The sequence below is a fragment of the Kitasatospora sp. NPDC094015 genome, assembly GCF_040304075.1.
In the GTDB taxonomy this organism is placed as follows: Bacteria; Actinomycetota; Actinomycetes; order Streptomycetales; family Streptomycetaceae; genus Kitasatospora.
Map to the genome: position 1 here is coordinate 380882 of NZ_JBEOUL010000002.1, position 18517 is coordinate 399398.

An 18517-nucleotide genomic window follows, 5' to 3' on the forward strand; every position below is an offset into this window, starting at 1 on the left:
CCTCGGTGGTGCATGTGGTGCGTGTGGTGCGCGCGGCGGCCGGTGGTGCGGCCGTCACGGGTGTCGGGCGGGGTCAGCAGGCGCCGTTGTCGGTCCAGACGCCCCACTGGCCGCTGAGGCTCGGGTCCTCGTTGGTGGTCCACCACTTGTTGGTGTAGGTGTGGCCCTTCCAGCTGACCTTGGTGCCGGCCGTGGCGTACACGGTGGCGGCGTTCCAGCTCGGCACGGTGCAGCCGGGCGTGCTCGGCGAGGCCGAGGAGGACGGCGAGGAGGACGGCGAGGCCGAGGTGCTGGGCGAGGCCGAGGAGGAGGGCGAGGAGGACGGCGACGGCGAGGCCGAGGAGGGCGACGGCGACGGGGACGGAGCCGCCGGGCAGTCGGCCGCGGAACCGTTGGTCGCGCTCACCATCTTGTCGAACAGCGCGGTCTTGGTGCCCAGGTCGTACAGCGAGAAGGCGAAGGAGCCGCCGAGGCCGTTGCAGTGCACGTAGTCCGCCTTGGCCTGGATCGACCGGGCGTCCTCACCGCTCCAGAAGGTGGTGCCGTCGTAGAAGTAGGTGGCCTTCGCCTGGTCGTCCCAGTAGGTCTTGGACGCGTTGTCGACGAAGCCCGCGAGCTCCTTGTACATCTGGATGCCGGGCACGCTGCCGGACATCGGCGCACCGGCGGCCGGGCCGGAGGCGGACTGGAACAGGCCGTTCTTGCCGTTGTTCGGCACGCCGGTCCAGCCGCGGTAGTAGAACGGCACCCCCATGTTGATCTTGTTGGCGGGGAAGCCGCCCGGGATGCCGTACTGCGGGTCGCCGACCGTCCACGCCTTGATGGCCGCGTCGATCGAGTACTTGCCGGTGCCGCCGGGGATCGGGGTCATCGGGTCGTTCGGGCCGGAGTAGAGCGGGGCCTGGTGGTTGGTCGGGCCCTGCGCCTCCCAACCGCCGTGCATGTCGTAGGTCATGACGTCCAGGAAGGTCAGGTACTGGCCCACCTTGTCGGTCTCGACGTTCTTGATCTTGTCCTGGCCGGCGCCGACCGCCGCGGCGAGCGCGTAGGTCTTGTGGTCGGCGGCGCCCTGGGCGTCCAGCTGGGTGCGGAACTCGGCGAGCAGCTTGGTGAAGTTCTGCTTGTCGCTCGCGCTCTCGTGGTTGCCGGTGTGGCCGCCGCCGCCCGGGTACTCCCAGTCGATGTCGATGCCGTCGAAGACCCCCGCGGCCGAACCGGCGCCGCCGTAGCCCGCGTCCACCGGCAGGTTGCCCTTGATGAACATGTCGAGGCAGGAGGAGACCAGCTTCTTGCGCGAGGCGTCGGTGGCCGACGCGTCGGAGAAGTACTTCGAGTAGGTCCAACCGCCGATCGACAGCAGCACCTTGAGGTTGGGGTTCTTCGCCTTCAGCTTCTTCAGCTGGTTGAAGTTGCCCGCGATCGGCTGGCCCCAGGCGTCCGCGACGCCGTCCACCGAGATGTCCGCGCCGAAGCTCTTCTGGTAGTCGGCGAAGGCGTCGGCCGCACCGTCACCCGCGTTCGGGTTGCTCTCGTCCTGCGAGGCGGCCTTGGTGGCCTCGAAACAGGAGAGCGTGGTGGGGTTGATGTTGGCGAAGTCGTAGATCAGGTAGTCCAGCTTCCCGGCCACGCCGGTGTCCTGGATGGTCTTCGGGTAGTACGCGTTGCCGTAGATCGACCACTGGTCGAAGTAGGCGACCTTGATGCCGCCGCTGGTCGCGGGGGCGCCGGTGGAGTTGGTGGGCGCGGCCTGGGCGGTGGCGCCCGAGGTCAGGGCGAGGGCCGTGCCGAGCAGTGCGGAGGCGGCGGTGCCGGCCACCAGAGCCGTCAGGCTCTTGGGCCGCCGCCGGTGCGCCGTGCGGGGCGCGGGGACGGAACGAAGCATGGCTGCGTGACTCCTGGTCGTGGGGGATCCCGCCGTGCCCCTGGGGGGTGCACCCGGGGTGGGGCCGGATGGTCAGGGGCATGACAGTGGAATCGAGCGGGGCCTTCGGTACTGCGTCGACGGTTCCGGTGGACGTGCGTCCACCGGTCCAGCCGGTGCCCGGATAAGCCGAACCGGCGCCGGAGGTCCCAGACCTCCGGCGCCGGCCCAGGGGCTCCCTGCACCTGGGCATAAAAATGGACTAGACCAACTCCCCCGTCAAGAGCCCGCCTTGCCCCTTGAGCCGCCCTTAAGGTTCCACCCGCCCCGACCTGCGACGCCCCGTCAGTACCGGAGCGCCGAGGCGACCTCCGCCGTCACGTTGCCCGACAGGGTCCGGTTGCTGGTCGCGGTGGACTGCGCGGTGCCGCCCGCGGCCACCTCGGGGACGGTCAGCACCACCACGTCCAGCAGATTCCCGCTCTGGTCCTTGAAGTTGACCTGGACGGTGTACTGGTACGCCTGGGACCCGCCGTTCTTCACCGTGAGCGGCACCTGGAGGCGCCCGTCGGAGGCCGGGGTCACCCCGCCGAGCGAGATGTCGCTCTTCGCGTCCAGCCCGCCCTTCACGCTGGACAGCGCCGAGGAGGCGGCCGCCTGCGCGGAGGAGACGGCCGAGGCCGCCACCGAGGCGGCCACCGAGGCCGCGCCCGAGGTGGCACCGGAGGCCAGGCTCTGCGCCGCCGAGGCCGCGGCCGACAGGCCGGACTGCAGCGCCGAGGAGACCGCCGGAGACGGCGAACTGTCCGAGGAGCAGCCCGACAGGGCCACCCCGCCCAGCACGGCCGCCACCAGCGCCACCGCCGCGAGCCGCGGGCCCGGGCCGCGCCGCCGCGCGGGGCCGGCACCCGGCCGCGAACCGATCCGACCACCCGGCACGATCCGACGCTGCATGACCACTCCTCGCTCGGCTGCCCCCACCCACCACCGTTGGGCCGCCGGGCGGCCGGGGCCACCCGGCAGGGCGGATCGGGTGACCGCCCCGGACCCCCGCCCGCCAACCCCCGACCCCCGACCCCCGGGCGCCCGGACCGCCCCGGACCGCCCCGGGCGCAGCGGCGGCACCGACCGGGGCGCATACCATGGCGCGGACGGATCGGACGGCTGGGCGGGAGGGGTACGGCGGTGGTGCGCAAGCTCGGCGAGCTGGAGGCGGAGATCATGGACCGGCTCTGGGACTGGGACCGCCCGGCGACCGTCCGCGAGGTGGTCGACGACCTCAACCGGCACCGCCCGGTCGCCTACACCACCGTGCTCACCGTGGCCGACATCCTGCACACCAAGGGCCTGCTCGGCCGGGAGAAGTCCGGTCGCGCCTGGGTGTACGCGCCGACCCGCAGCCGCGAGTCGTACACCGCAGAGCTGATGCGGGAGGCCCTCGGCGGCACCCCGGACACCCCGGCGGCGCTGGCCCGCTTCGTCGAACAGATCTCCCCCGAGGAGCTGGCCGCGCTGCGCCACGCGCTCGGCGCGCTGGAGGCGGACGGGGCCGGTGGGGCGGACGGCGGGCGGCGTGGCGGCCCGGGCGGCCGGGCATGATCGCCGCGCTGCTGCTCGCGCTGTGGGCGGCCGCGGTGACCGGCCCGCTGCCCCGGCTGCTGGCCGGCGCCGCCTGGACCAGGCGGGCGCCCGCGGTCGGCGTGCTGGCCTGGCAGGCGCTCGGCGTCTCGGCGGTCGCCGCGGCCGCCCTCGCCGTCCGCCAGCTGCTGGACCCGAGCCCGCACCACCACGACCGGCTGCTGCACCTGTGCGGGCTCTCGGCCCCGACCGCGACCGTCTCCCGGCTCGCGCTCGCGGCGGCCGTGGGGGTGGCGCTGGTGCCGGCCGGGCTGTTCGCCGCCCGGCTCGCGGCGGCCGCCCGCGGGCGCCGGCGGCACCGGTCCGTGCTCGACCTGGCCGCCCGCCGCGGCGTGCTCCCCGGCGTGCTGGTGCTGGAACACCCGGCGCCGGCCGTCTACTGCCTGCCGGGGCGCGGCCGGCGGGTGGTGGTCAGCCGCGGCGCCCTGGACGCGCTGACGCCGGAACAGCTGGCCGCCGCGCTGGCCCACGAGCAGGGCCACCTGAGCGGGCGTCACCACCTGGCGGTCTGTGCGGCCGAGGCGAGCGCCCGGGCGTTCGGCGCGCTGCCGCTGGGCCGGCTGGTCCGGGAGGAGACCCGCCTGCTGCTGGAGATGGCGGCCGACGACCGCGCCCTGCGCACCCACCCGGCGCGGGCGCTGGCCGGGGCGATGGGCGTGGTGGCCGGCGCCCGTCTGCCCTCCCCCGCTCTGGGGGCCGGCCACCACGCCGCCGCCCGGGTCTCCCGGCTGGCCGCCCACCGGTCCCGCCCGCCGCGCGTCCTGCGTGCCCTGGGAGCCGCCGCCGCCGGCGCCCTGGCCATCGCCCCGCCGGTGCTGGCCTGCGCCCCGCACCTGCTCCTCCCGCTCTGACGGCGCCCCGGCACCGGCCGGGCGCAGGGCCCCACTTGCCCACCGCGAGCCTGTTCTACTAAGTTCCTTAGGACATTAGTAGTGCACGTCTGCCGTCCCCCGGACGCGAGGAGCCGCACCAGCATGGGCCAGCACCGCCTCCCCTCCCCCGCCGGCCGCTATCGGCTCACCGCCCTGGCGCTCGGCGCGGGCGGCGCCCTGCTGCTGCCGGGCGCCGCCCAGGCCGAACCGGGACGCTCGCTCGACCAGGTCCAGCGGCAGGTCGACGGGCTCTACGAGGAGGCCGAGGCCACCACCGAGCAGTACAACGGGCTCCAGGAGCGCCAGCAGCAGCTGGAGCGCCGCACCGGCTCCCTGCAGCAGGAACTCGCCTCCCAGCAGGCGGAGTTCAACACCGCGCGAGAGACCCTGGGCGCGGTCGCCGCCGCCGAGTACCGCAGCGGCGGGATCGATCCGACGGTCCGGCTGATGCTGACCTCGGACGCCGCCGGGTACCTCGCCGGCGCCGCTCTCCAGGACACCGCGGCCGCCACCCAGGTCGACGCGCTCCAGCAGCTCCAGGGCCGGCAGCGGCGGCTCGACCAGCTCCGCGCCGAGACCGCCGGCCGGCTCGCCGAACTCGACGGCGCCCGCCGGGCCGCCGCCGACCGGAAGGCCGAGGTGCAGGCCAAACTGGCCGAGGTGCAGCGCATCCTGAACGGCCTGAAGGCCGCCGACCGGGCCCGGGTGCTCGCGGGCGACCAACCGGCCGCCTCCCGCGGCGCGGCCCGCACCCCGTACACCGGACCGGCCACCGGCCGCACCAAGGACATCCTGGACTTCGCGCACGCCCAGCTCGGCAAGCCGTACGTCTACGGGGCGACCGGCCCCGGCTCGTACGACTGCTCGGGGCTGACGCTGAAGGCCTTCGCGGCGGGCGGGGTCGCGCTGCCGCGCACCTCGCAGGCCCAGTACGCGGCCGGCCAGAAGATCGCCAGGAGCCAACTCCAGCCCGGCGACCTGGTGTTCTACTACTCCGACCTGCACCACGTCGGCATCTACCTGGGCGACGGCCGGCTCCTGCACGCCCCGCGCACCGGCAAGACGGTCGAGATCGTCGGCGTCGACGTGATGCCGTACGCCGGCGCCGTCCGCTACTGACGCCGGGCGGGGAGCACAGGTCCCCGGTCTCACCAGGGAATCGGCCCGTCCTCGGTCAGGAAGGCGCCCGTCGGGCCGTCCGCTCCCACGGTGGCCAGGTCGACCGCGACCGCCGCGCCCTCCTGCGCCGTACGCATCCCGGTGCGGCGGTTGAGGTCGGTCGCGCAGTAGCCGGGGCTCACCGCGTTGACCAGGATCCCTTCGGCGCGCAGCTCGTCGGCGTAGAGCACGGTGATCGCGTTCAGCGCGCTCTTCGAGGTGCAGTACGGGAGCAGGATCGAGGAGTAGGCGGACCACGGGCTGCCCGGGTCGGCCAGGTGGGCGAGGGAGCCGAGTTCGCTGGACATGTTGACGATGCGTGCGGCGGCGGAGCGCCGGAGCAGCGGGAGCATGGCGTGGGTCACCGCGACGACGCCGAACACGTTGGTCTCGTAGACCTGCCGGACGGCGGCGGTCGGGGTCTCGCTCGGTTTCTGCGGGCCGGCCGCGATCGCGGCGTTGTTGACGAGGATGTCGAGGCGGCCGAAGGTGGCGTCGATGTGCTGGGCGGCGGCCTGGACCGAGCTCTCGTCGGTGACGTCCAGCGGAACGAACCGCACGTCGGCTCCGCCCGTGCGGAGCTCCTCGGCCGCCGCCTCGCCGCGCTCGGCGTCGCGGGCACCGATCAGCACGGTGATGCCGAGGGCCGCGAGCCCGCGCGCCGTTTCCTTGCCGATGCCCTTGTTCGCGCCGGTGATCAGAGCGGTCTTCTGCGAAATCGTCATGGCCCCCAGCCTCCCGGCACCCACGGGCATCGGGGAAAGACCGGATGACTCTGGATCTATAGTCCACAGGTATGAATGAGCTGGAGGTGCGGGAGCTGAGGTACTTCATCGCGGTCGCCGAGGAGTTGAACTTCAGCCGGGCCGCGCAGCGCCTGGGGATGGCGCAGCCCCCGCTGTCGAAGGCGATCGCTCAAGTGGAGTCCCGGCTCGGGGTGCGCCTGCTGGAGCGCACCACCCGGCAGGTGAGGCTGACCGACGCCGGTCAGGTGCTGCTCGATCAGGCCCGGATCGCGGTCGACGCGGTGCACGCCGCGGCCCGGCGGGCCCGCCGGGCCGGTCGGCCGACACCCCAGCTCGTCGTGGCGGTCAAGCCGGGAGGCGATGCCGGACTGCTCCGGGAGATCCTCGCCGCCTACCGGGAAGCGGGTGCGCAGCTGCCGCCGCCCGAGGTCGTCGTCGGCGGCAGCGGTGAGCCGATCGCCATGCTGCGGGACGGCCGGGCCGATGTGGCGCTGCTGCGCAGCCCGTTCGACGGTCGAGGGCTGGATGCCGAGACGCTCGTGGTCGAGCCGCGGCTCGCCGTGCTTCCCGCCGCGCACCGCCTGGCCGGACGCCGGCGGCTGCGGCCGGCCGACCTCGAAGGCGAACCGATCCCGCGCTGGAAGGGCGCCGCCCCCGCCAGCACCGCCTACTACACCGGGGTCGACGGAGCGGACGCGGGCGACGGCCCCTCAGGATCGGCGCCGGCCGTCGCTCCTGAGGGGCCGCTGGTGGCCAGCGTCGAGCAACTCCTGGAGGTGGTCGCGCTGGGCCAGGCGGTGGCGTTCCTGTCGCTCTCCACCACCGAGCTCCACCGGCGCCCGGACATCGTCTACCGGCCGGTCACCGGCCTCAGCCCCAGCGCGGTCATGGTCGCCTGGCCGGAGACCTCACGATCCGCGGCCGTCGCCGCGTTCGTCCGGGCCGCCCACGACGTCGCCGACCGCCACGCCGACCGGATGACCGCCCTGGCCTGACCGGGGGACGCACCCCCGGCGGGTCGGGGGGGGTCAGATGGCCTGGACGTTGGCCGCGCTGGGGCCCTTCTGGCCGTCCTGGATCTCGAACTCGACGTTCTGGCCTTCGGCGAGGGTCTTGAAGCCGTTGCCCTGGATCGCCGAGAAGTGGACGAAGACGTCCTTGCTGCCATCGGCGGGGCTGATGAAACCGAAGCCCTTGGCCTCGTTGAACCACTTGACCTGGCCCTGGATCCTCGCCATGTCGCTCTCCTCGTCACGCTCGTCGCGCAAGGCCCTGCGGCCGTGCTGGAGCGATCATGCCCAGTGCGGCCGCGGCCAATCCGGAAGCTCAGGACAGGCCGGCGCCCGCCTGGTCGGCGGCCTCGTCGGCGGCGCGGGCCGCGCGGCGCCGGACCACGTCCTGGCGGCGCGTCACCACGGCGACCGCGCCGAGTGCGGCCGCGGTGAAAGCGAGCAGTCCGTGCCACGGGCGGTCCACGATGTGGCCGAAAGCGTGGTCCAGGGAGTAGCGGCCGGCCCCGGCGACGCCGAGCGACAGGCCGCAGGCGCCCAGCAGGGCCGGGTACTCGTAGCCGCCGCCGGCGGCGAAGAAGCCGGCGGGGGCGTGCACCGCGATCGCGCCGGCCATGGTGCCCGCGACGACCGATCCGGCGACCGGGGTGGCCAGGCCGAGCACCAGCAGAGCGCCGCCGCCCGCCTCGCCGACGCCGGAGGCGATGGCGCTCTCGCGCCCGGGTTCGAACCCCATGTGCTCCATCGCGGCGGTGGTGCCTTCGAGGCCGCCGCCGCCGAACCAGCCGAACAGCTTCTGCGTTCCGTGCGCGATCAGCACCCCGCCGACGGCGGTGCGCAGGGCCAGCAGGCCGAGGTCCTTGCGGTTCAGACTGGTCATGGTGACGCCCCTGGGGTCGGTGGCGCGGCTGACGCCGCGTTCGAGCTCAATCCCAGCCCAGTGCTCCCGCGGGCTCGACCCGGGGACGCCATCCGGGCTAACACTGCGGCGCCCGGTGGCGCGGACGGGGGGCCGAACGACGCCGACCGGGGGCGGATCGGCCCACACCGACCCGCCCCCGGTCCTCCCCCGGCGCCCCCTTCCCCCCGGTCCTCCCCCGGCGGCCCCGCCCCGGGTCAGTCCGTCCGGCGGGCCAGCACGACCCGCGATCGGGTGAACCCGGCGGCGAGCGCCCAGGAGAGCAGCGGCAGGCCCATCACCAGCGCCGCCAGGGAGGTCCACGGCACCGCCAGCGCGTGGGTGCCGAGGTCGATCACGCCGGACGGGTCGACCGACGGCACGCTGGCGAGGTTCTGCACCCGCTGGATCGCGGCGGCCGGCACGATGCCGGCCAGCGCCCCCAGGACGACGCCGATCGCCGCGATCACGGCGCACTGGAACCCGGACAGCCGGCGCCGGATCCCCGGCCCGGCCCCGACCGCGGCCAGGGTGGAGAGGTCGCGCTGCGAGTCCGCGGCCGCCAGGCCGGTGGCGATCGCGGCGGCGGCGACCGCCACCACCGAGGCCGCGACGGCCATCCCGAGGACCATCACGTCGTCGTTCCCGGCCTGGAAGCCGCGTTCGACGGACAGGCTGCTGTGCGTGCCGGCGCCGGCCAGCGCGGCGGTGGCCCGCTGCATCTGCTCCGAGGTCGGCGCCTGCTCCGGCCGCCACACCGAGCCGGCGCTGCCGAGGACCAGGCCGGCCCGGGTCACCGCGGCCGGCGGCAGGACCGCCCTGGCCACCGGCGTACCGGCCTTGACCAGCACGGCCGGCAGGGTCGCGGTGGTGCTGGTGTTCCCCTCCGGTCCGGTCGCGCCGTAACGCAGCAGGCCGAGCGTGAGGGTGCCGTCGGTGACCAGCCCGGGGTCGAACACCACGGCCTTGCCCTCGGCGAGCGCCTTGGCCGCCTCGGGCGCATCGGTGTCCAGCAGGTTGTGCAGGACGGTCGCGTCGCCGACGATCAGCTCCCCGAAGGGGTACGAGGGCGCCTTGCCCTCGCGGCAGCGCGGGTCGGTCGCCAGCAGGCGCTGCGCCTCGGCGGGCGAGATCCGGACGGCCCAGGCGTCGTCCGGGTGCCCGGTGAGCGCCGGGCAGGCGTTGGCGGCGGAGGTACGGGCCGTGACCTGGCCGCAGAAGCTGCCGGGCTTGTTGTCGCAGGTGCCGTAGGCGACCTGGTTGAGGTCGGCGCGCCGGCCGAGGCCGGGCAGCGCGCGCTCCACGGTGCCCCGCAGGTCGGCCTTGTCCAGGGTGTTGACCTGCAGGCTGACGGCGCCGGTGGGCGCGGACGGCACGTACGCGGAGCGGTCGTGGACGCCGCTGCTCTGCTGGAAGGTCAGCACCGCCACCGCGCCGGCCACCGCGGCCATCACCGCCGCGACCGCGGGTGCGGTCCGGCCGCGGTGGCGGGCGGCGTCGCGCAGGGCGAGCCGGGGCCCGAGCGGGAGGAAGCGGGCGAGCCGGCCGAACTGCGTCACCAGGAACGGGACGCAGGCGACCAGGCCGAGTTCGGCGAGCATCGAGCCGAGCGTCACCACCCGGGTCCGCGCGCCGCTGGTGGCGCCGAGCAGCGCGAGGGCGGTGCCGGCGAGCACGGTGGCCGCGCCGAGCAGGGTGAACCAGCGGGCCGGCGGGCGGACGGTGCCGCGGCCGGTGAGGGCGGCCACCACGGGCTGCCGGGAGGCCTGGACGGCCGGGACCACCGCGGCGAGCAGCCCGGTCAGCACGCCGATCCCGAGGATCGCCAGCAGGTCGACCGGTTCGAGCGCCAGGTGCCCGAACCGGGCGCCCGACCGGGCCTCCAGCCAGGGCCGGCCGGCCGCGACGGCGACCGCGCCGAGCGCCATCCCGGCGAGCGCCCCGGCGCCGCCCAGCACCACGCCGCCGGCCAGCACCACCGAGCGGATGTGGGACCGGTCGCCGCCGCCGGCGGCGATCAGTCCGAGCTGGCGCCGGGAACGGCGGGCGCCGACCGCGAAGGCCGGGCCGGCCAGCAGGACGATCTCCAGCAGTGCCATGCCGACCACGGTGCCCAGCATGGTGGCCTGGTCCAGGCCGGCGGCCTCGTCCCGGTTCAGCAGGTCGGGTTCGTCCCGGTAGAGCGGGACGGCGCCGTCCGGCGGCGGATCGGCGAGCACCGCGCGGGAGGCCACCGTGAAGCCGTACTCGTTGGCCCGCTGGACGGCGTTCCAGTCGAAGCCGGCCCCTCCCGGCAGGGAGACCAGCCAGCCGGGGGAGGCGGTCGGACCGGTCTGCTCGGCCCCGGTGGTCCCGGCCTGCAGGGCGGCCAGCTCGCCGGGGCGGCCGATCAGCCGGCGGGCGTCCAGCTCGCCCGGGTACTCGACGGCGGCGGTGATCCGCAGCGGGCGGTCGGTGCCGGCGAGCGTGGTGGTGCGGCCGACCCGGAGGCCGGATTCGGTGAGGAAGGCGGTGGTGGCGGCGACCTCGTACGGGGCGCGCGGCCAGCTGCCGTCGCGGAGCGTCACCAGGCCGGCCGTGGCCGGGTCGGTGAGGTCGACGCCGCTGGTCTGCACCGGCAGCAGGCCGCTGGCGGTGCTGGTGCCGACGGTGTCCGACGGGGGCTCGATCGGCACCAGCCGGGCGCCGGCGGGCAGCGCCTCGCGGACGAGCTGCGCCAGCGGCTCGGCGGCCCGGGCCGCCTCCTGCGCGGTCGGGACGGGCGTGGCGCCCTTCTGGGAGAGCACGGTGTAGCCGGAGGTGAGGTCCGGGGACTGCTCGACCCGCCAGCCGGGGTGCTCCGCGGACAGGTACGCGTCCGAGGCGCCCATCAGCCGGGTGGCGCGCTCCTGGGCGGTGGTCTGCCCGCTGCGCGCGGTCACGTCGGCGGCCGTCACCCCGAGCACCGGCAGCGCGATCATGGCGACGACCAGGGCGCTGCGGCCCTTGGCGCGCAGGGCGTCACGGCGGGCGATGCGCAGCGCGGCCCGCCAGGCGGAGAGCTTCACCGGCCCGCACCCCCGCCGCGCGTCTCCTCCACCAGCACGCCGTCGCGCAGGTGGACCACCCGGTCCACCCAGGCGGCGTGCCGGGCCTCGTGGGTGACCATCACGGCGGCGGCCCCCGCGTCGCAGCGGGCCCGCAGCAGGCCGAGCACCGCTTCGCCGGTGGTCGAGTCGAGGGCGCCGGTGGGCTCGTCGGCCAGCACCAGGCGGCGGTCGCCGATCAGCGAGCGGGCGATCGCCACCCGCTGCTGCTGCCCGCCGGACATCTCGTCGGGGAAGCGGTCGGCCAGCTCGCCGATGCTCAGCTCCTCCAGCGCGGCGAGCGCCTCGCGGCGGGCGGCCCGGGCGGAGACGCCGTCCAGCTCGCGCGGGATGCCGACGTTCTCGGCGGCGGTGAGCGCCGGTATCAGGTTGAAGTCCTGGAAGACGTAGCCGATCGCGCGCCGGCGGACGGCCGCGATCTCGTTGCGCCCGAGGCCGCCGAGCGGCCGGCCCTCGATCACCACCTCGCCGGAGGTCGCCCGGTCGAGCCCGCCGGCGAGGGTGAGCAGCGTGGACTTGCCGGAGCCGCTCGGGCCCATCACGGCGACGAACTCGCCCGCCGCGACCGCGAGGTCGACCCCGCGCAGGGCGTGGACCTCCGCCGCTCCCCGGCCGTGCACCCGGGACACCGCCTGCATGTGCAGGACCGCGCCCCCGGGCTCCCTGTGCTGTGTGGTCACTGTTTTCCGCTCCCTCGAACCGGCGCCGCTCGTGGCCGCCCCCTCGGTGCCGGCCACGCGGCCGGGAGGACCCGACCGGCGCGCATACCGAGTATGTATACCGGGTATGGTGGGGATCGACAAGCGCCCCCCGGCACCGGCCGGGGGGCGCTCGGTGGTGGGATCAGCCCAGGTCGGCGGTGAAGGCGCGGGCCCTGCGGGTGATCTCGGGCCAGTCGCCGGCGGCGACCAGGGCGGGCGCCACCACCTCGCTGCCGGCGCAGACCGCGAGCGCGCCGGCGGCCAGGAAGTCGGCGGCGTTGGCGGCGTTCACCCCGCCGGAGGCGATCAGCGGGGTGTCCGGGTAGGGGCCGCGCAGGTCGCGCAGGTAGCCGGGGCCGAACGCGCGGGCCGGGAAGACCTTCACGGCGGCGGCGCCCAGGTCGACCGCGCCGGCCACCTCGGTCGGGGTGAGCGCGCCGAGGATCACCGGCACCGGGGCGGCCGCCACGGCGGGCCGCAGCCCGGGGGTGACCAGGTACTCGGCGCCCGCCGCGACCGCCTGCTCGGCCTGGTCGGCCGTCAGCACGGTGCCGACGCCGATCCGGCAGCCGGTGCCGGCGGCGGTCGCCCGGCGCAGGTGGGCGGCCACGTCGGGGGTGGTGAAGGTGAACTCCACCCACCGCACCCCGCCCTCGGCGAGCGCCTCGCACAGGGCGGCGGCGTCGGGTATCGCGGGGGCGCGGACCACCGCGATCACGCGGTCGGCGGCGAGCTGTCCAAGCAGGGTCATCGGGTCTCTCCGGTCGGGCGCCGGCGCAGGGTGCGGCCCGCGCGGGCGCCGGTGGGTCGGCCGTCGTCGATCACGGCGACGCCGTTGACGAAGACGTACGGGATACCGGTGGCGGCCTGCTTCGGGTGCTCGAAGGTGGCCGTGTCGCGGACGGTCAGCGGGTCGAACAGGACCAGGTCGGCGGCGTACCCGGGGCGGATCAGTCCGCGCCGGTGCAGACCCAGCCGGCGGGCCGGGCGGCCGGTCATCCGGGCCACCGCCTCCTCCAGGGTGAGCACGCCCAGCTCCCGGGCGTAGTGGCCGAGGTAGCGCGGGAAGGTGCCCCAGGCCCGCGGGTGCGGGCGGGCCCCGGTGAGCAGCCCGTCGCTGCCGGCGGTGTGCACCGGGTGGCGCATGATGGCCCGGACGTTCTCCTCGTGGCCGACGTGCTGGAGGATCGTGGTGCCGAGCCGGTCGGCCAGCAGCAGGTCCAGGAAGGCGGCGGTGGCGCCGCGCCCGCCGGCGAGTTCGGCCACGGTCCGGCCGACCCGGTCGGCCAGCGCCGGGTCGCGGACCCCGGAGATCTGCACGGTGGCCCAGTCGGCGACCACGCCGTGGCACCCGTCGCTGCCCCGCTCCTCCATGGCGATCCTGATCCGCTCCCGGGCGGCCGGCTCGGCGAGCCGTTCCAGGGTGCGGTCGGGGCCGCCCTCGGTGGCCCAGGAGGGCAGCAGGGCGGCCAGCGTGGTGGAGCCGGGCAGGTAGGGGTAGCTGTCCAGGGTGAGGTCGAGGCCGTCGGCCAGCGCGGCGTCCACCAGGGCGAGGAACTCGCCGGCGCGGCCGCGGTTGACGCCGAAGTTCATGGTGGCGTGGGTCAGGTGGAGCGGGGCGCCGCTGCGCCGGGAGACCTCGATCATCTCGGCGTAGGCCGCCAGCGCGCCGGCCCCGTAGGAGCGGGTGTGCGGGCAGTGGTAGCCGCCGTGTTCGGCCACCACCCGGCACAGTTCGGTGAGTTCGGCCGTGGAGGCGTACCCGCCGGGGGTGTAGGTGAGCCCGCTGGACAGGCCGACGGCGCCCTCCCGCAGGCCCTGGGCGAGCAGCCCGCGCATCCGGTCGAGTTCGGCGGCGGTGGCCGGGCGGTCCTGCCAGCCGACCACCAGGGCGCGCAGGGTGCCGTGCGGCACCAGGTAGCAGGCGTTGACCGCCGTGCCCGAGCGCTCCAGCCGGTCCAGGTACTCGCCGACCGTGCGCCAGTCCCAGGCGAAGCCGTCCGGATTGCCGTTCCAGCCCGCGAGTTGGCGGCGCAGCCGGTCGAGGGTGGGTCCGTCCACCGGCGCGTAGGACAGGCCGTCCTGCCCGAGCACCTCGCAGGTCACCCCCTGGCTCACCTTGGCGAGGTGCGCCGGTTCGGTGAGCACGGCGAGGTCGGAGTGGGCGTGCAGGTCCACGAAGCCGGGGGCCAGCACCAGGCCGTCGGCGTCGATGGTCCGGGCGGCCGGGGCGCCGTCCGGTTCGGTGATCACGCCCGCGGTGACGGCCAGGTCGGCCCGGCGGCGTTCGGCGCCCGTGCCGTCGATGATCCGGGCGCCCCGGATCAACAGGTCGGGCATCAGAAGAAGGTCCTCACCAGGTCGACCACGCGCGGGAGTTCGGCGTCCGCGGAGTCCAGCACCGGGATCAGGGTCCATTTGTCGAAGGCGGTGCAGGGGTGCGAGATGCCCAGCCGGACGACCTCCCCGAGCCGGACGTCCGCGTCGCGCAGGAAGGCGTGCTGGTCGTTGAGCGCGCTCACGGTGCCGGCCACCGGGCCGCGGCCGCGCACCAGTTGGGGCACCGGCAGGCCCAGGTCGTACGGCAGGTCGCGGCGGCCGCCGTCCAGCAGCGCGAGGCCCGGCTCGGGCTGCGAGACCACCCGGGCCCAGCCGTGCAGGGCCGCCCGGAACGGGGTCGCGCCCGCCGTCCGGCCGAGCGGCGAGATGCCCCGGTAGAAGCCGTCGTCGTGGGCGGCGTAGGCGCCGGAGCGGACCACCACCCGGGTCCGGGCGTCGGCGAGCGGGGCCAGGTGGTCGGCGACGGTGTCGAAGAAGGCGCTGCCGCCGGCCGTCAGCCAGACCTGCTCGGTCTCGTACAACTCCGCGAGCAAGCCGTGCAGTTCGACCACCCGGGCCAGGTAGCCGGCGACGGCGGCGACCGAACCGGCCGAGCCGTCGGGGCCGAGCGGGCCCTCGTAGCCGCTGATCCCGGCCAGCCGCAGGTGCGGGGCGGCCCGCACCGCGCGGGCCACCTCGACGGCCTCGGCGACCGTGCGGGCACCGGTGCGGCCGCCCGGGGCGCCGAGTTCGACGCAGACGTCGACCGGGGCCGGGGCGTCGCGCAGGGCCTGTTCCATCAGGGCGACGGAGGCGGTGGAGTCCACCCAGGAGGCGAACCGGAAGTCCGGGTCCGCGGCCAGCTCGCCGGACAGCCAGCGCAGGCCGGCCGGGTCGAGCAGCGCCCCGGCGAGGTGGATCCGGCCCAGGCCGAAGGCCCGTCCGACCCGCAGCTGCGGCAGATTGGCCAGCGTGATGGCGACGGCTCCGGCGTCCAGGTGGCGCTGCCACAGGGCGGGCGCCATCGAGGTCTTGCCGTGCGGGGCGAGCGCCACCCCGGCCCGCTCGCACCAGGCCGCCATGGTGCGCAGGTTGTGGTCCAGGGCGCCCGCGTCCAGGGTCAGCAGCGGGGTGCCGAGGTCGTCCAGGGTGGGGCCGGTGGCCAGGTACTCGGCGGCGGTGGCGCCCCAGGCGGCGGCCGGGGCGGCCTTGAACCGCCAGTCCAGCCGCTCCTCGGCGAGTTCCGCCACCCTGGCGCGGTCGATGAGCGGCACCGGGACCACCCTCCTGTTGCGATATTCGCAACGGTCGTTGCATCAGCTGTGGTGGTGATCTAACCTCAGGTCCAGACCACCGGTCAACGACCCGCCCCCCGCCGCACCCGCCAGGAGCCATCCGGTGACCACCCCTGCCGCCGTCTGCATCGGCGAGTCGATGGCCGTGCTGATGCCGGAGCGGACCGGGCCGCTGGAGGAGGCGGAGACCTTCCGGCGCGGCTTCGGCGGCGCGGAGTCCAACGTCGCCTGCACGCTGGCGGCGCTGGGCGTGCCCGCGGCCTGGATCAGCCGGGTCGGCGCCGACGGCCTCGGCCGCAGCCTGGTCGCGCAGATCGCCGCGCACGGTGTGGACACCTCCGCGGTCGCGGTCGACCCGGAGCGCCCCACCGGGCTGTACCTGAAGGAGACGGGGTCCGGCCGGGAGCACCCGTACGACCTCGGCGCCGGCCGCAGCCGGCTGCACTACTACCGGCGCGGCTCGGCCGCCTCCGCGATGGGCCCCGAGATCCTCGCCGACCCCGCCGCCGCACCGCTGCTGGAGGCCGCCGAGCTGATCCACCTGACCGGGATAACGCCGGCTCTGTCGGACGGCTGCCACCGGCTGGTGCGCACCCTGCTCGCCGTCCCCGGCCGGCGGATCAGCTTCGACCTGAACTGGCGCCCCGCGCTGTGGGCCGGGCGGGACCGGCAGGCGCTGCGGTTCCTGATGAACGGCTCGCACCTGGTGCTGCTCGGCGCGGACGAGGCCCGCGAGGTGCTCGGCACCGACGACCCCGAGAGCCTGCGCCGGCTGCTGCCCCGCCCCGAGGTGCTGGTGCTCAAGGACGACGGGCACCGCTCCACCGCGATCGCCCGGGACGGCTCCACCCTGGCCGAGCCCGCGCTGCGGGTCGAGGTCGTCGAACCGACCGGCGCCGGCGACGCCTTCGCGGCCGGCTACCTCGCCGGCGTGCTGCGCGACCTGCCCGAACGCGGCCGGCTGCGGCTCGGCCACCTGTCGGCCGCCGCGGCGCTGACCTCGCGCGGCGACCTGGCCGTGCTGCCGCCCGCCGCGGTCCTGGAGCGGCTGCTGGCCGCGGACGAGGCCGGCTGGGCCGCCGTCCGGGTCGACCGGGACGGCTTCCACCCCGGTGGTCCCCACCCCGACGGTGTCCGGCCCGGCGCCGCCCGGTGAGCAGCTCGACGGTCGCCCGGGCCATGCTGCTGCTGGCCGAACTCGGCCGCGGGGAACGGACCCTGGAGCAGCTCGCGGCGGTGCTGGAGGCGCACAAGAGCACCGCGCTGCGGCTGCTGCGGCCGATGGAGGAGGCCCGGGTGGTGCAGCGCGACGCCGCGCACCGCTACCGGCTCGGCCCGCAGCTGTTCGCGCTGGCCGGCCAGGCACTGGAGCAGCGCGGGGTGCGGACGGTGGCGGCGCCGCACCTGCGCGAGCTGAACGCGGCCACCGGCCAGACCGTCCACCTGGCCGCGTACGAGGGCGGCGAGGTGGTCTACATCGACAAGTACGACTCCCGGCACCCGGTGCGGATGTACTCGCGGATCGGGCTGCGCGCCGCGCTGCACAGCGCGGCCGTCGCCAAGGTGCTGCTGGCCGACCTGCCGCCGGCCGAGCGCCGCCGGGTGGTGGCGGGGATCGACTTCACGCCGTTCACCGCCCGCACGCTGACCACCCCCGCGGCGCTCCTCGCCGAGCTGGAGCGGGTGGCCGCCCAGGGGTGGGCGCAGGACCACGCCGAGCACGAGCCGTTCATCAACTGCGTGGCCGCACCGGTCCGGGACGCCACCGGCCGGGTGGTGGCCGCCACCTCGGTGTCGGTGCCGGACGTCGTGCTGCCGTACGAGGGGGTGCTGGCGCTGCTGCCGCAGCTGCTGGGGACCGCCGCCGCCATCTCCGCCGACTGCGGGCACACCGCGGCCGGCTGACCGATCGACAGGAGTGCAGATGAAGACCGAGGTCCGTACCGACGGCGCGCCCGCCCCCGCCTGGGTGTTCTCCCAGGGGGTACGCAAGGGGCCGCTGCTCCAGGTCTCCGGGCAGGGCCCGCAGGATCCGGCCACCGGCGCGTACCTGTACCCGGGGGACGTGAAGGCGCAGACCCTGCGCACCCTGGAGAACGTCCGGGCAGTGCTGGAGGCGGGCGGCGCGACCGTGGAGGACGTGCTGATGTTCCGGGTCTACCTGACCGACCGCGCCGACTTCGCGGCGATGAACGAGGTGTACGGGGAGTTCATCGACCGGCACCTGCCGGACGGCGGTGTGAAGCCGTGCCGCACCACCGTCTTCGTCACCCTGCCGCACGAGGCGATGCTGGTGGAGATCGACGCGCAGGCGTACATCGGCTGAGGCCGCCCCGGTCAGGGCGCCACCACCGGCGCCCACGGGACCGGACTGGAGAGGATCATCGAGCTGGCCGGCTGCCCGTGGCCGGCCAGCCGGTCGATCAGCCGCTCGAAGGCGGCCATGTCGGCCACCCCGATCAGCAGGGTGCAGCAGGCGCCGCCGGTCACCCGGTGCAGCTGGAGCACCTCCGGCCAGCCGGGCACCTCGGGGTCGCGCAGCAGGCAGCGCGGGCCGTAGCACTGGACCGACACCAGGGCCATCACCGCGACCCCGGCCCGGGCCGGGTCGACGTGCGCGTGGTAGCCGGCGATCACACCGTCGGCCTCCAGCCGCCGGACCCGCTCGGCCACGGCCGGCGCGGAGAGGTTCACCCGGCGGGAGAGCTCGTTGTAGGAGAGCCGGGCATCGGCCTGCAGCTCCGCCAGCAGCAGGCGGTCGACGGCGTCCATCGGGGCTCCCTGGATCAGCGGTTTCGGTTCGCAAGGCGGATCCGGCCATGTGCCTTTCGTCCACAAGGCTGACAGGCCGATCGGATGCCCGTCGCCCATTCAAGAGCAGCCCGCGCGACCGCACAATAGGTCCCACCCGCCGCTGGGCGGGGCATTCACGG

General features: G+C 75.6%; 18 protein-coding genes. 7 read left to right on the plus strand and 11 right to left on the minus strand.

The window, feature by feature from the left end; translation table 11 throughout:
* Positions 1 to 73 precede the first annotated feature (73 nt).
* Both ABT014_RS04030 and ABT014_RS04035 read right to left on the minus strand, forming a co-directional pair.
* Entirely contained in the window at positions 74 to 1882 is a 1809-nt protein-coding gene (locus ABT014_RS04030) for a glycosyl hydrolase family 18 protein (protein WP_350636775.1), read from the minus strand.
* A gap of 324 nt (positions 1883 to 2206) precedes the next feature.
* Positions 2207 to 2815, minus strand: coding sequence for a hypothetical protein (locus ABT014_RS04035; RefSeq protein WP_350636777.1), 609 nt, complete (start codon positions 2813 to 2815; stop codon positions 2207 to 2209).
* A gap of 234 nt (positions 2816 to 3049) precedes the next feature.
* Between ABT014_RS04035 and ABT014_RS04040 the strand changes: the two genes are divergently transcribed.
* From ABT014_RS04040 to ABT014_RS04050, 3 genes are all read left to right on the plus strand, one after another.
* The gene (locus ABT014_RS04040; protein WP_350636933.1) at positions 3050 to 3460 is read left to right on the plus strand and encodes a BlaI/MecI/CopY family transcriptional regulator; all 411 of its coding nucleotides are present in this window, start codon (positions 3050 to 3052) and stop codon (positions 3458 to 3460) included.
* A complete protein-coding gene (locus ABT014_RS04045) occupies positions 3457 to 4350 on the plus strand; it encodes a M56 family metallopeptidase (protein ID WP_350636779.1) in 894 nt (297 codons plus the stop codon). Before ABT014_RS04040 ends, ABT014_RS04045 begins: the two co-directional genes overlap by 4 nt.
* A gap of 123 nt (positions 4351 to 4473) precedes the next feature.
* Entirely contained in the window at positions 4474 to 5490 is a 1017-nt protein-coding gene (locus tag ABT014_RS04050; protein ID WP_350636781.1) for a C40 family peptidase, read from the plus strand.
* 29 nt (positions 5491 to 5519) lie between these two features.
* Here the strand turns inward: ABT014_RS04050 and ABT014_RS04055 are convergent, their stop codons facing one another.
* Positions 5520 to 6254 carry an SDR family oxidoreductase gene (locus tag ABT014_RS04055; RefSeq protein ID WP_350636783.1) on the minus strand — a complete coding sequence of 245 codons (735 nt, stop codon included), beginning with the start codon at positions 6252 to 6254 and terminating at the stop codon, positions 5520 to 5522.
* 71 nt (positions 6255 to 6325) lie between these two features.
* Here ABT014_RS04055 and ABT014_RS04060 point away from each other — a divergent pair, with 71 nt between their 5' ends.
* Positions 6326 to 7270 (plus strand): LysR family transcriptional regulator, encoded by a 945-nt coding sequence (locus ABT014_RS04060; protein ID WP_350636785.1) that lies wholly within the window; start codon positions 6326 to 6328, stop codon positions 7268 to 7270.
* 33 nt (positions 7271 to 7303) lie between these two features.
* Here the strand turns inward: ABT014_RS04060 and cspE are convergent, their stop codons facing one another.
* The 7 genes from cspE to ABT014_RS04095 all read right to left on the minus strand — a co-directional run bounded on the left by cspE (position 7304) and on the right by ABT014_RS04095 (position 15563).
* Entirely contained in the window at positions 7304 to 7513 is a 210-nt protein-coding gene (cspE, locus tag ABT014_RS04065; RefSeq protein ID WP_350636787.1) for a transcription antiterminator/RNA stability regulator CspE, read from the minus strand.
* Positions 7514 to 7601: 88 nt separating this feature from the next.
* Positions 7602 to 8165 carry a DoxX family protein gene (locus tag ABT014_RS04070; protein ID WP_350636789.1) on the minus strand — a complete coding sequence of 188 codons (564 nt, stop codon included), beginning with the start codon at positions 8163 to 8165 and terminating at the stop codon, positions 7602 to 7604.
* A 236-nt stretch (positions 8166 to 8401) separates the two neighbouring features.
* Positions 8402 to 11230, minus strand: coding sequence for an ABC transporter permease family protein (locus tag ABT014_RS04075; RefSeq protein WP_350636792.1), 2829 nt, complete (start codon positions 11228 to 11230; stop codon positions 8402 to 8404).
* Entirely contained in the window at positions 11227 to 11907 is a 681-nt protein-coding gene (locus ABT014_RS04080; protein WP_350636935.1) for an ABC transporter ATP-binding protein, read from the minus strand. The genes ABT014_RS04075 and ABT014_RS04080 overlap by 4 nt, the downstream gene beginning before the upstream one ends.
* Before the next feature lie 205 nt (positions 11908 to 12112).
* Entirely contained in the window at positions 12113 to 12721 is a 609-nt protein-coding gene (locus ABT014_RS04085; RefSeq protein WP_350636794.1) for a bifunctional 4-hydroxy-2-oxoglutarate aldolase/2-dehydro-3-deoxy-phosphogluconate aldolase, read from the minus strand.
* Positions 12718 to 14310, minus strand: coding sequence for an N-acyl-D-amino-acid deacylase family protein (locus ABT014_RS04090; protein ID WP_350636796.1), 1593 nt, complete (start codon positions 14308 to 14310; stop codon positions 12718 to 12720). Before ABT014_RS04090 ends, ABT014_RS04085 begins: the two co-directional genes overlap by 4 nt.
* A complete protein-coding gene (locus tag ABT014_RS04095) occupies positions 14310 to 15563 on the minus strand; it encodes an alanine racemase (protein ID WP_350636798.1) in 1254 nt (417 codons plus the stop codon). Before ABT014_RS04095 ends, ABT014_RS04090 begins: the two co-directional genes overlap by 1 nt.
* A gap of 124 nt (positions 15564 to 15687) precedes the next feature.
* Here ABT014_RS04095 and ABT014_RS04100 point away from each other — a divergent pair, with 124 nt between their 5' ends.
* The 3 genes from ABT014_RS04100 to ABT014_RS04110 are packed head-to-tail and all read left to right on the plus strand — an operon-like array spanning position 15688 to position 17910.
* Positions 15688 to 16740, plus strand: a complete 1053-nt coding sequence (locus tag ABT014_RS04100; protein ID WP_350636800.1) for a sugar kinase — start codon at positions 15688 to 15690, stop codon at positions 16738 to 16740.
* On the plus strand, positions 16737 to 17489 hold the full coding sequence (locus ABT014_RS04105) for an IclR family transcriptional regulator (protein ID WP_350636802.1): 753 nt from the start codon (positions 16737 to 16739) through the stop codon (positions 17487 to 17489). Before ABT014_RS04100 ends, ABT014_RS04105 begins: the two co-directional genes overlap by 4 nt.
* 19 nt (positions 17490 to 17508) lie before the next feature.
* Entirely contained in the window at positions 17509 to 17910 is a 402-nt protein-coding gene (locus tag ABT014_RS04110) for a RidA family protein (RefSeq protein WP_350636804.1), read from the plus strand.
* Between the two features lie 11 nt (positions 17911 to 17921).
* Here ABT014_RS04110 and ABT014_RS04115 read toward each other — a convergent pair whose 3' ends face one another.
* Positions 17922 to 18356 (minus strand): Lrp/AsnC family transcriptional regulator, encoded by a 435-nt coding sequence (locus ABT014_RS04115; RefSeq protein ID WP_350636806.1) that lies wholly within the window; start codon positions 18354 to 18356, stop codon positions 17922 to 17924.
* Between the last annotated feature and the right edge of the window lie 161 nt (positions 18357 to 18517).

Coding starts and splice junctions, on each gene's coding strand:
- ABT014_RS04030 (WP_350636775.1), bottom strand. CDS start 1,882: ATGCTTCGTTCCGTCCCCGCGCCCCGCACGGCGCACCGGCGGCGGCCC.
- ABT014_RS04035 (WP_350636777.1), bottom strand. CDS start 2,815: ATGCAGCGTCGGATCGTGCCGGGTGGTCGGATCGGTTCGCGGCCGGGT.
- ABT014_RS04045 (WP_350636779.1), top strand. CDS start 3,457: ATGATCGCCGCGCTGCTGCTCGCGCTGTGGGCGGCCGCGGTGACCGGC.
- ABT014_RS04050 (WP_350636781.1), top strand. CDS start 4,474: ATGGGCCAGCACCGCCTCCCCTCCCCCGCCGGCCGCTATCGGCTCACC.
- ABT014_RS04055 (WP_350636783.1), bottom strand. CDS start 6,254: ATGACGATTTCGCAGAAGACCGCTCTGATCACCGGCGCGAACAAGGGC.
- ABT014_RS04060 (WP_350636785.1), top strand. CDS start 6,326: ATGAATGAGCTGGAGGTGCGGGAGCTGAGGTACTTCATCGCGGTCGCC.
- cspE (WP_350636787.1), bottom strand. CDS start 7,513: ATGGCGAGGATCCAGGGCCAGGTCAAGTGGTTCAACGAGGCCAAGGGC.
- ABT014_RS04070 (WP_350636789.1), bottom strand. CDS start 8,165: ATGACCAGTCTGAACCGCAAGGACCTCGGCCTGCTGGCCCTGCGCACC.
- ABT014_RS04080 (WP_350636935.1), bottom strand. CDS start 11,907: ATGCAGGCGGTGTCCCGGGTGCACGGCCGGGGAGCGGCGGAGGTCCAC.
- ABT014_RS04085 (WP_350636794.1), bottom strand. CDS start 12,721: ATGACCCTGCTTGGACAGCTCGCCGCCGACCGCGTGATCGCGGTGGTC.
- ABT014_RS04090 (WP_350636796.1), bottom strand. CDS start 14,310: ATGCCCGACCTGTTGATCCGGGGCGCCCGGATCATCGACGGCACGGGC.
- ABT014_RS04110 (WP_350636804.1), top strand. CDS start 17,509: ATGAAGACCGAGGTCCGTACCGACGGCGCGCCCGCCCCCGCCTGGGTG.
- ABT014_RS04115 (WP_350636806.1), bottom strand. CDS start 18,356: ATGGACGCCGTCGACCGCCTGCTGCTGGCGGAGCTGCAGGCCGATGCC.